Here is an 11591-nt window from a genome sequence, read left to right as displayed (position 1 = left end):
GAAGGCTTTATAGCTTTCCAGGATTCGCAAAAAAGTAAAGGGTTATTATTATTGGTTGATTCGGGTATATATTATGAGTTTATTCCAACCGATGAGTATTTTAATGAAAATCCAACGCGTATTTGCTTACAGGATGTTGAGCTGGATAAAAATTATGCATTAATATTAAATACGAATGCCGGCTTGTGGGGCTATAGTTTAGGCGATACGGTAAAGTTTATATCTAAAGATCCTTATAAAATATTAGTGACCGGGCGTATTAAACATTACATTTCTGCGTTTGGAGAACATGTTATTGGTGAGGAAGTGGAGCAGGCCCTAATGAGTGTGGCAAATGACGAAGGTATAGATATTATTGAGTTTACAGTGGCCCCGCAGGTAAATCCATTACCCGGCGAATTGCCTTACCACGAGTGGTTTATAGAGTTTGGCGCAGCTCCAAAGGATGTAAAAGCTTTCGCTTTAAAGGTTGATAAAGCACTGCAAGCAAAAAATATTTACTATTTTGACCTTATCGACGGTAACATTTTGCAACCTTTGATTATCCAAAGCTTGAAAAAAGATGCATTTATTAGTTATATGCGTTCGCAAGGGAAACTTGGCGGACAAAATAAAGTGCCACGGCTGGCTAACGACAGGAAGATAGCAGAAGAGTTATCTTTGTATATTACAAATTAATTACCTCCCGTCATTGCGAGGAACGAAGCAATCTCTACACTTGCAAATCAATAACGGGACTTATATAAAAGAATTGAGTACCATAAAAAACATAGCCATTCTTGGCTCAACCGGCAGTATTGGAACGCAAGCCTTAGCGGTGATAGGTGAAAATCCATCATTATTTAAAGCTTATGTTTTAACGGCCAAAAGCAATGCCGCACTATTAGTAAAACAGGCCCTGCAATTTAATCCTGCCTATGTAGTTATTTGCGATGAAAGTAAATACCAGGAGGTAAAAGAAGCATTGGCTAATACAACTGTAAAAGTTCTGGCTGGTATTCACGCTATAAATGATATCGTTACCCAACAGGAAATAGATACCGTAATAACCGCTATGGTTGGCTTTGCCGGTTTAGAACCTACCATAGCCGCTATAAAAGCGGGTAAAGACATCGCGTTAGCAAATAAGGAAACCCTGGTTGTTGCCGGCGAATTGATAACAGGTTTAGCCAAACAACATAACGTTAAAATTTTACCGGTAGACTCTGAGCATTCTGCCATTTATCAATGCCTTGCGGGCGAAGAGCACAACCCAATAGAAAAGATCATATTAACCGCTTCAGGCGGACCTTTCAGGGGAAAAACCTTATCTTTTTTAGCTGACGTAACCCGTGAGCATGCGCTAAAACATCCTAACTGGATAATGGGCGCCAAAATAACTATTGATTCGGCTACGTTAATGAATAAGGGCCTGGAGGTAATTGAGGCAAGATGGTTGTTTGACCTGGAAGCTAAACAGATAGAGGTAATTGTACATCCGCAGTCTATCATACACTCTATGGTTCAGTTTGAAGATGGTTCTATAAAAGCGCAAATGGGCCTGCCCGATATGAAACTGCCTATACAATACGCGTTGGCACATCCTAATCGTTTAAAAAACAACTTTAAGCGGTTTAACTTTACAGATTACCCTAACCTTACCTTTGAAAAACCAGACCTGGAAACTTTCCGTAATTTGGGTTTAGCTTTCGAGGCATTAAATACGGGTGGCAATATGCCCTGTATAATAAATGCGGCAAACGAAATTGCTGTAGCTGGGTTTTTAGATAATACGATTGGTTTTTTAGCAATAAGCGATGTTATTGAAAGCTGCATGAAACACATCAGCTTTAAAACACATCCTACCCTTGACGATTATTTGAATACTGACAAAGAAACACGCATATTTGCGCAAAATTTAATAAAACAAATGCCTGCAAAGGCATACAACTTGATATAGAATGAGTATAGTAATTATGGTTGGCCAGTTGGTTCTGGGACTTTCGATTTTAGTGATTTTGCATGAGCTGGGCCATTTTGTAGCTGCAAGAGCGTTTGGTATTAAGGTAGATAAATTTTACCTGTTTTTTGACGCTTGGGGCTTTAGCCTGTTCAAGTTTAACTATAAAGGTGTTGAATATGGTATAGGATGGCTGCCGCTTGGTGGTTACGTAAAAATTGCCGGCATGATAGATGAGTCTATGGATACCGAGCAATTGGCTGGCCCACCACAGCCTTGGGAGTTCCGCTCAAAACCGGCCTGGCAACGCTTAATAGTAATGTTGGGTGGTATTTTTGTAAATGTTGTACTGGGTATATTTATTTTCTGGATGCTTACCGCCCGTTTAGGCGAAAGCTACATACCAAACTCCAGCATAAAGTATGGTATTGTACCGGGCACCATCGGTAAAAAAATGGGCCTTGAAGCAGGTGACAAAATTATTGCGGTGAACGGCAAACCTGTTGCCCGCTTCGAGGACCTGATGAGCTCAAAAGTATTACTGGATCATACAGTATTAACCGTGCAAAGAGGAGATAAAACATTAAACCTAACCGTACCGGCAAATATTATAAATGATTTGTCTGATTATGGTATAGAACAATTTATAAGCAGTTTCCCGCGTACCACTTTTGCTGTTGATTCTGTAATACCCAAAAGTAACGCGCAAATAGCCGGGCTAATAAAAGGCGACAGTGTAACCGCAGTAAATGGAACTAAAATTCAATTTTATGACCAATTCCAGGCGCAAATAAAGGCAAATGACAATAAACTGGTTGATTTGACTGTTAAGCGCAACGGCGATACATTACAGTTAAAATCGCATGTTACCAGCGAGGGCACAATAGGGATATCAATAACACCCAATATGCCCGAGGAAAAGACAATTAAATATGGTTTCTTTGGTTCATTACCTATTGGTGCCAATAAAGCCTGGGGCACATTCTCTGTTAATGCCAGGGCCATTGGAAAAGTATTTAAAGGCGAAGCAAAATTTAACAAGGTTGTAGGCGGCCCGGTAGCTATTGCTACCATGTTTGGCAGCCATATAGACTGGATCCATTTCTGGAGCCTGGTTGGCTTCTTATCTATGGTGCTTGCCTTTACTAACTTACTGCCTATCCCTGCGCTTGATGGAGGCCATGCCGTATTTTTAATTATAGAAATGATAAAAGGTAAGCCGTTAAGCGATAAGTTCCTGGAGCGCGCCCAGATAGTTGGCTTTGTTTTGTTAATATCATTAATGGTATTTGTGTTTGGCAATGATATTGTTAAACAGGTGATGAAGAGTAAACCGTAAGTTCATGACAAGCGTTGTTTGTTTCACGAAATGGTGAAACAAAATGTAACAAGTGAAACAAGATTTCGACTTAAATTATTGTCTATGAGATAATTGTGAAAAAGTGATGTAACAAAATGTAACAACTTATTCGTCAGTATTTTTAAGTATGATTTTATGTTTTCTCATTGATAATCAAACAATTGCAAATTGCTGATTTTAAAAGTGATGTAACAAGTTTTTGAAACAAGATATAATGTTGAAATTATACCAAAAGAGGCCGCTTCAATTTGAAACGGCCTCTTTTGGTATTTAAAGACTTTGTAGTTTACACAGTAGGGTCCACCGCATCCTCAAGCACATTCAAAGCTTTGTACTTTTTTATAAAAGCCGCCACAATCAAATTTATAACCGCATAAAAAACTAACCCGAAGCCAAAAGCTAACGCTTCATTTTTCAAGGTAGGTTCCATCTTAGCCTTGAATTCACCATTTTCGAAAGTTTTTGCCACCTCATCAATCTTATCCTGATCCATTCCCATTTTTGCCAAACGATTAGACATCACTGTTTCAGATGCATCATTGATCTTAGTTGGCATATTAGGGTCTATAAATTTAAAAAGGATAAAACTATACAAAATAGTAAGTAACAATATAAAAAAAGACATGGTCATCAGGCCCTTAAAAGCTTCACCAAAGGTCCAGTAACCGCCAATTTTTTTTCTTATTTCAATTCCAAAAATTACAATTAAGGCAATTCCTATCACCCCGCTAAGTAATTGTATCCATATGTTTGTAAATTGCATCAAGGGGTCTACTATTCGGAAAACAATAGATAATACAATTGAAATCGCGCCAACTAATAAACCATAACGCAGAGCTAATTTGCCAATTTCTGCTTTTTTAGTTTGATCTTCCATATTATAATTGATTTAGGTTTAAATAAATGATTCTAATATAGAAAACACAGCCATGTCAAAGTCTTTGCTTACCGCGTTGGCAGCAATATTGTTCTTTTCGTCGGCAGTTGGATTTGTATTTTGGAAAAAGCACATCATGGGATAAAACAGCTCTTTTAACTCTGAATCTTCCGGCAATTTAACAGCTACCTTAGCTATTTCTTCAACCGGGCTTTCCATTAATACCTGGTGTGCTATAACTGGTTCATAAATACGGTATTCGTCCTGAAACTCATCTTCATCAACCAGTAAGAACTCTTTCAGGTAATCTTCCAGTTCGGGCTCAATATCTTCGTCCTCGCATTCATTCAAATAAAGCAGTAAGTTTAATAGTTCTGTGCCTCTGTCTAACGTTTGCTCTTCAATGTCTTCCCATTCTGGCGTATCAAGATAATCTTCTTCCAGCTTCTTTACGTCAGCGCTAAAAAAGTTAATCATCAGCAAATCAAAAAACACCTCTCGTAAAACTTCCAGCTGCGGATGATTATCAAAAACCTCATCTAATGCGTCAACCTTGGTTAAAAAATCATCTTCCAGTTCATATACGGTTTGAAATTCCTGGTGTATATGGCTAACATCTAAACCGCTCTGTTGCGAAAATGCCTGCAATGCAGCGCCAAGTGCTATTTCTATTTTAGGGTCGATCATTTTTTGTTCGATTTAAATATATGATTATTGTTACAGGTTAACAACACTTGTCCTTTTAAGTTCTGCCCTATGTAAGGAGAATTATAGGATTTTGATCTGTTATTCTCTTTACTATATGGCCATTCTGCAGTCGCATCAAAAACAACAAGATTAGCTTTTTGGCCTGCAACAATAGCCGGAACTTCCAACTTCAATATATTACGTGGATTAATAGCTAATTTCTGAATAATCAGGTCTATCGTCAATCCGGCCTTTATTGCCAGTGAAAAAACGGTTTGAAAGCCTATCATCCCAAATTCGGCAACTTCAAACTCAACATCTTTAAATTCTATCTCATGCGGGGTATGTTGCGAAACTATAGCGTCAATGGTATTATCCTTTAAACCCGCTATAAGCGCGTCAACATCATTTTGTGTGCGTAGGGGTGGCTTTACTTTATAAAGGCTGTCAAAGCCTGCCAATGCCTCGTCCGTAAGTACCAGGTGATGCGCAGCCACATCGCAAGTTACTTTTAATCCTTTTTTACGGGCTTCCCTTATCAGTTCAACAGACCGGGCAGTGGATATCGTGCTGAAGTGAATATTAGACTCGGTATATTCAGCTAAATAAAGATCGCGTGCAATCATCAGCTCTTCTGCTAATGAAGGTATACCTTTCATACCCAGCAAGGTACTCATTTTGCCCTCATTTACTTTTGCCTTACCGGCTATGGCTGTATCTTCAGGATAAGAAAATATGGTGGCCTCAAAGCCTTTTGTGTAAAGCAGGGCGCGTTCCATTAACCCTGCATCTTGTACCGGGCGATTGCCGTCTGTAAAAGCTTTGGCTCCGCTCAGGTACATATCATACATTTCGGCCAGATCCTTGCCCTCACGTTTATGCGACAAAGAACCTAAAGGATATACATCTACCAAATTGCCCTTGGCGCGGTTAAGTAAATATTCTACTTCGGCTTTTGAATGTACCGGCGGCTGGGTATTTGGCATTAAAGCTATACCTGTAAAGCCACCAGCCGCTGCCGCGGCTGTTCCGGTTTGTAAATTTTCTTTTGTTTCAAGCCCTAACTCGCCAATATTACAGTTCAGATCAAAAAAACCGGGCGAAACCTGTTTGCCTTTGGCATCAAAAACTTCCGTGTCGGCCTGTACGTCTTCGGCTATTTCGGTAATGGTCCCGTTTTTTATTAAAATATCAGCAACTTTATTATTGAATGATGAGTTGGGGTCAACAATTGTAGCAGATTTGATAAGCAAATTCATTAGCCTTATGTGTTGATTGAGGTTGATTCTTCTGTTTGCAAAAGTACCTGTTTACCGTTTTTATAATACTTAACCAGCAGTATTTCGGCAGCCAGAAATATCAATGCCAAAATTATACAAAGTTTCCATAATTGCACACCGAAATTTGTTTGGCTTACAATATCTTTTAATGAGCCTTTGCCGGCCTGTATTACATTACTTTTATTAGGTACTATTTTATCTAATTGCGCCTGTGTATAATAGCTCATATCCGATTCGCTCCTGTTATCATTAAAAGCCATTACAGAAACAATACTATCCTGTTTTTTAAGATCATATAAACCCATTTCCTGTAATTGGTCTGATAGATATAAAAGCGTACTTCCCTCCTGTTGCCTTATATCAGGGATGATGCTTTGCTTGCCTTTAATTAATTTCAATAATTGCTTTTCAGATGTTTGTATAGGCGCCGTCTCTACGGTTTTGTCATTACCAAGTGTATAAAACAAAGGTTGATCATGCCCGCTTAATAACGCTATCCTAAACATAATGGGCACAAAAAGCGCATGGCGCGGCAAATTGCTAAACTCTTCGTTTAATGGCACTGCGGATAGATACACCTTGCCTTTGCCACTATTGTATTCGGCCCAAAAAGGCTGATTACTTTGCAGCTGCATTAAATTTTCATTACTGGCAGATGATGAGCCTAACTGGTAATACTTTTTAACCACCGGCAGATCGGGGTTTTTAGGAAAGTCTTCGAAAATGTTTTTAAATACCGGGTTCTGCATGTTAAGAGCCGATACTTTAATATTTTCTGTTGACAGTTTTTCGGGATAAGCCGCGCCCATTTGCTGTAAGAATATTTTATAGCTACCCATATCCGCATCTGCAGCCGGGAACACCGCTAATGTACCGCCTTTGCTCACATAGGTTTTTAATTGTTGTGATAATCCTACCGAAACAGCTTTAACATCACTTATAACAATTAACGGATAAGTATTTAAGGCCGCGTAATCAACATTGCCTTCGGGTACGCGGTTGGCTGCAAAGAATAAGTCGGCCCCAAAAACCGCTTTAAGGTATGGATTAGGCGTGCCGCCGTCAATCAGTAACACCGGCATTTGCCGCTTCACATTAAAACTGAAATAGAATTGGTTATCAAACGTAACCGGGTTGTCCTGCAAAGTTATTTCGCCGCGTTGCCATCCTGCTTTCAATCCCGAAAATGTAAGCGTATCATTTTGCACAGAACGTGCGTTGATGGTAAAACCACCCAAAGCCTTCTGTTCGCCGTTAATTAATAATTTAAGGGGGATCTTGGTAGAGTTCTCGCCGGCATAATTATGCAGCTTCACTACCAGTTTTTCGGTTTCGCCGGGGCGATGTATAGCGCTTAGCAACCAAACAGAATCAACCGCAACATTTGCAGGTGTATTTGCGGCCAATTGTACCAGGTTGATACGCACCCCGGTATCAATTTTTAATGGCTGGCTATTTGCAATATTTTTTTGGAAATCTGATACGATATAAATTGACCGGCCAGTACCGGGTTGCATATTCAACAAGTTTTGCTGCCTGTTAATTATTTGCTGCAAATTGCGGCTTTGCGGACTTATTTTTACTGCATCAACCGCGTCATTAAATTCGTCGCGGCTTAATAATCGCTGGTGTTTACCTTCAAAATCCTGCGTAAGCAGTTGGAACCGATCATTCATTGAATAAACCGATACAATTTCTTTGGCCCGGCGCTTGGCTTCGTCAAGTAATGAACCTTCCCGGTTAAGGGTTTGCATAGAGTAAGAATTATCTAAAAAAACGCTGATAATACGTTGCGACCCGGCATTTGTGTTGTGTTGACCGGCAATATATGGCCTGGCAAATGCTAATACCAAAAAGAAAAGGGCCAATAAACGAGCCGCTAATATTAATCGTTCTTTTAAATTTCTGCGGGATGATTGCTGCTCCTGTATCTCTTTAAGAAACTGGACATTACTAAAATACACCTTTTGATACCGCCTAAAATTAAACAGGTGAACCAAGACAGGTATGGCCAGAGATATCAATGCAAATAAAAAGGCAGGATATAGAAAATGCATTTCTTGAATGTGCAAATGTGCAGATATACAAATGTGCGAATTTTTAATATAAACGGAGCGTAGAGACGCAATATTTTGCACCGCTACATTCTGCAAAACAAAACTATACCGGTATAGTTACCTTTTTATGGAATGGCATATTGGTTGCTCAGGTTTTCATTATAACGACTGGAAGGGTAAATTTTATCCCGAAGGCTTACCACAACGAAAGTGGTTTGATTATTACTGCGAGCATTTTGATACGCTGGAACTCAACGTCACCTTTTATCGTTTTCCGCAATTATCGTTTTTGCAGAACTGGTACCAGAAAAGCCCGGCAGAGTTTCGTTTCTCGGTAAAAGCGCCAAGAGCTATTACCCATTATAAAAAGTTTAATGATACAGCCGATCTTGTTTTGAGTTTTTATGATACTATTAATAATGGCTTACAGGAAAAATTAGGCCCGGTACTATTCCAGATGCCCCCAAGCTTTCATTATGACGAAGAAAAGCTGGAACGTATTATCAACAGCATTGACCCGTTATTTAATAATGTATTAGAGTTTCGGCATGTTAGCTGGTGGCGGGATGATGTATATAAAAAGTTAGCCGAACACAAAATCACATTTTGCGGCATGAGCCACCCAACTTTACCTGATGATGTTATCCAAAATACACCATCGGTATATTATCGTTTTCATGGGGTTCCTAATTTATACCGTTCACCTTACGCTATTGAGTTTTTACAGCAAGTAATTACTGCCGTTAAACAAAATAACAAAGCAAAGCAAGGCTGGTTCTACTTTAATAACGACTATGACGCTGTGGGCGTGAAAAACGCGAAGGATATGATAAGCCTGGTAAAATAATATAAAAGCGTCATCGCTAAGGGTGCAGTAGGCAGACACATTAAAATTTCTTTGCCCTCTTCCGCGCAGCGAAGAGGGCCGACCAGCGTAGCGTAGTCGGGGTGAGTAATCGCCACCGTACATTGGCGGTAATGTCGCTTTATTAGTACTCACCCGATCATCGCTAAGTCGCTCGATCTCCCTCTCTTCCGCAAGCGGTAAAGAGGATTGTGAGGTTGATTTTTTTTAATGCTTCGGCCTACCGGGATGCAGGAGTATGCAATCTCTTATCCCTCATTATTATGATGTCTTCTGCGTTTCTTTTTATGTACTTCGGTTTTATGGCGCTTTTTATCGGCTTTTTTAGCTGTTGTTTCTGCGGATGATTGTTTAACCGGCTGCTGTACGCTGGCCTTATCAGCAACCGATGTTGAATCTTTACTTAATTGCTTTACAGTAAAACTATTGCTGTTTAAACTATATTCCAATTTTCGTTTTTGCCCGGTTGTTTTAGCATCTTTTCCGCTTCCGGAATAAATCGGGAACTCCCTTATAAATTTTCCTTCTGCTATATAAAAATTGTCATTACCACGGTATCCCTTTTTTTGCGAGCTGCTTAGTTTAGGAAAATCAAGTTTTTGCACTTTATTATCGTAAAATTCAAAAGCATAAATAGTGGTGTAATTAATGGTATCTTTTCCCTTTGCCTGTATCAATATTTCGGGATGGCCGTCTACATCCATATCGGCATTATAAACATCTACTATTTTACCGTTAAGATCGCCGGTTGTAGTAGTATATTTTTTTCCTGATGAATCGGAGTGTAATATCAAAAATGAGCCGGTATCAACCGCGCCTCTGCCCCAGCTTAAAACATCATAATATTGGCCGGGTGCAACCTCTATCAGCTTATGATATGTAAAAGGATCCATTACAGCCTGAGGTTTAACTACATTGGTTAAATCAGTTGCTTTTTTCTGCTCCCTGGTACAACCCGCCAGGATAACGCAGCAAATTAAAATAAAAAAACAAAATCTTACTCTCATTGCAGGTTAGTTTAATTAAACAGAGAATCTGCTGATAACTCGCCACTTGGTTTACCCGGTATGGTCATGAAAACCCGCAAACTACCCGTTATTCCTATATTAAAATATTTTAAGGTAAAACGGTGATACCCTTTTTGCAAAGGAACAGAACCACCCTTTTCATATACAGGATGCTTGCCGTCATTATCAACAACCGGTATATCATCTATCAATAACAACGACCCATCATCAGACAGGGTTGAAAATCCATAAACTCCATCAGTATCAATACGTATAAAACCATTATATATTACCCCGAACGCCGGCATGTTTTTCCTAAAGGTAAGTGTATTAAAGCTTTTTGCTACCAATGTATCTGTATTATCTGATATTTTAAAATCGGCGGTAGTATTAAATTCGCCCGGAAAAACCTGGTAACGTAACCCTGTGGCGGTACCTGTATACTTGACCGCAGGTAATAGTGTTTTATTATAAACCACGGTTTTGGTAACTGTGCTTCGCTTGCCGGCAGGTGTTAGTACAATGGTTTGTAATTCGCGGTATTGATCAGGCGGTACATTATAAATTACCGGTGTGCTGTATTCAAAATCAGTTTCTCTGGGTGTATAACCATCAATTGTATAATAAACCTTTGCACCTTTTACAGACGATTTCAAATCGACCTTTAACTGGTTACCAAATATGATAGTATCTTTTGCGCCAATGGTAGATGGCACCCGGTAATTAAAATTATTTTTATCAAACCAGGCTAAATGTGCAGGCAGCCGTGTCTCAGAAAAATCTGTAAAATTTTTATTGGCTAACTGTGTCCACGCTATTTCTGCCAACGATAGCATTCTTGGCAATAACATATACTCCACCTTATTACCTGTAGGTATATATTCTGTCCATAAGTTGGCTTGCACACCAATTACAAACTTTTGCTGCTCGGGCGTTAAAACAGCCGGAACAGGATTATAAGCATAGCTTTTTTGTATAGGCGCATAACCACCTATTCCCAAAGGCTCAGTACCTAGTTTGCCTTGTGCATGGTCTAAGTAAAGGCCCTGGCTGCTTGGCGCCATTATTACATCATGGCTCAACCCTGCGGCCTGTATACCGCCCGATTCGCCCTGCCAACTCATAACCGTAGCGTTTGGCGCTAACCCCCCTTCTAATATCTCATCCCAGCCAATCACGCTACGCCCTTTTGAGTTAACAAACTGTTCCATGCGCGAGATAAAATAGCTTTGCAAGCCTTTCTCGTCCTTTAACTTTAATTTCTTAATAAGCTTTTGGCAGAAATCATTGTTTATCCAATCATCTTTTGCTACTTCATCGCCGCCTATATGAATATATTTTCCGGGGAAGAGCTCCATCACTTCTGTTAAAATATCTTGCAGAAAGGTAAATGTTTTCTCCGTTGGACAAAACACATCGTGCCGTTCACTCCAGGTTCCGGATACTTTATAGGTGTCCGGCGGGTTACAGCCATACTCGGGATAAGCAGTCAACGCGTCATCCGAATGACCGGGCATTT

General features: G+C 39.7%; 10 protein-coding genes. 4 read left to right on the top strand and 6 right to left on the bottom strand.

Features of this window, described 5'->3' with window-relative positions; genetic code table 11:
• The 3 genes from JWP71_RS06865 to rseP form a co-directional block, all read left to right on the top strand.
• On the top strand, window positions 1-678 hold a 678-nt coding region (locus JWP71_RS06865; protein ID WP_299498142.1), incomplete at its 5' end, for a GH3 auxin-responsive promoter family protein.
• 82 nt (window positions 679-760) lie between these two features.
• Entirely contained in the window at window positions 761-1939 is a 1179-nt protein-coding gene (locus JWP71_RS06860; protein ID WP_299498144.1) for a 1-deoxy-D-xylulose-5-phosphate reductoisomerase, read from the top strand.
• Window position 1940: 1 nt separating this feature from the next.
• Complete coding sequence (rseP, locus tag JWP71_RS06855; protein WP_299498140.1) at window positions 1941-3278, top strand: RIP metalloprotease RseP; 1338 nt, start codon at window positions 1941-1943, stop codon at window positions 3276-3278.
• A gap of 307 nt (window positions 3279-3585) precedes the next feature.
• On the opposite strand, the gene JWP71_RS06850 is transcribed toward rseP, so the two are convergent.
• The 4 genes from JWP71_RS06850 to JWP71_RS06835 are packed head-to-tail and all read right to left on the bottom strand — an operon-like array spanning window position 3586 to window position 8200.
• Window positions 3586-4176 carry a DUF4199 domain-containing protein gene (locus JWP71_RS06850; protein ID WP_299498139.1) on the bottom strand — a complete coding sequence of 197 codons (591 nt, stop codon included), beginning with the start codon at window positions 4174-4176 and terminating at the stop codon, window positions 3586-3588.
• Window positions 4177-4194: 18 nt separating this feature from the next.
• Window positions 4195-4863 (bottom strand): hypothetical protein, encoded by a 669-nt coding sequence (locus tag JWP71_RS06845; protein WP_299498138.1) that lies wholly within the window; start codon window positions 4861-4863, stop codon window positions 4195-4197.
• Window positions 4860-6122 carry a dihydroorotase gene (locus tag JWP71_RS06840; protein WP_299498137.1) on the bottom strand — a complete coding sequence of 421 codons (1263 nt, stop codon included), beginning with the start codon at window positions 6120-6122 and terminating at the stop codon, window positions 4860-4862. Before JWP71_RS06840 ends, JWP71_RS06845 begins: the two co-directional genes overlap by 4 nt.
• 5 nt (window positions 6123-6127) lie before the next feature.
• Complete coding sequence (locus JWP71_RS06835; RefSeq protein ID WP_299498136.1) at window positions 6128-8200, bottom strand: BatA domain-containing protein; 2073 nt, start codon at window positions 8198-8200, stop codon at window positions 6128-6130.
• A 127-nt stretch (window positions 8201-8327) separates the two neighbouring features.
• Here JWP71_RS06835 and JWP71_RS06830 point away from each other — a divergent pair, with 127 nt between their 5' ends.
• Complete coding sequence (locus JWP71_RS06830; protein ID WP_299498135.1) at window positions 8328-9047, top strand: DUF72 domain-containing protein; 720 nt, start codon at window positions 8328-8330, stop codon at window positions 9045-9047.
• A gap of 266 nt (window positions 9048-9313) precedes the next feature.
• On the opposite strand, the gene JWP71_RS06825 is transcribed toward JWP71_RS06830, so the two are convergent.
• On the bottom strand, window positions 9314-10072 hold the full coding sequence (locus tag JWP71_RS06825) for a hypothetical protein (RefSeq protein WP_299498133.1): 759 nt from the start codon (window positions 10070-10072) through the stop codon (window positions 9314-9316).
• An 11-nt stretch (window positions 10073-10083) separates the two neighbouring features.
• On the bottom strand, window positions 10084-11591 hold a 1508-nt coding region (locus JWP71_RS06820), incomplete at its 5' end, for a family 20 glycosylhydrolase (RefSeq protein ID WP_299498132.1).

Source organism: Mucilaginibacter sp., from assembly GCF_028287845.1.
Classification (GTDB): Bacteria; Bacteroidota; Bacteroidia; order Sphingobacteriales; family Sphingobacteriaceae; genus Mucilaginibacter.
This window is presented reverse-complemented; position numbering and strand designations above follow the sequence as displayed.